This is a genomic window from Streptomyces sp. P9(2023) (assembly GCF_032436795.1).
Classification (GTDB): Bacteria; Actinomycetota; Actinomycetes; order Streptomycetales; family Streptomycetaceae; genus Streptomyces.
Genome location: NZ_JAUPWM010000794.1, coordinates 1 through 242 on the forward strand (window position 1 = coordinate 1; position 242 = coordinate 242).

Sequence of the window (242 nt, forward strand, 5' to 3'; positions counted from 1 at the left end):
GATCGTCGCCGGCTGTGCCTGGGGCCTGGGCGATACCGGGCGGCCGCGCATCGCCACCGCCCTGCTGGCCCGGCTCAGCGGCGAGAGCGAACGCCGGGTGCGTCAGGCGCTCCAGGAGGGCGGGGCCCGCCTGGAGGGGCATCGACGCCTGATTCACCTGCCCGAGGCGGCCTGGCTGCAGGGGCGCGAGCCGACCCATGTGGACTTCGCCACGGCCCGGGGCTGGCTCGCCGAGACCCTCG

1 protein-coding gene is annotated in these 242 nt (G+C 76.9%); it reads left to right on the forward strand.

Annotated features, from left to right (window positions below):
* The coding region (locus Q5762_RS39470; protein ID WP_315897143.1) for a hypothetical protein at nucleotides 1-242 on the forward strand (242 nt) is incomplete at both ends.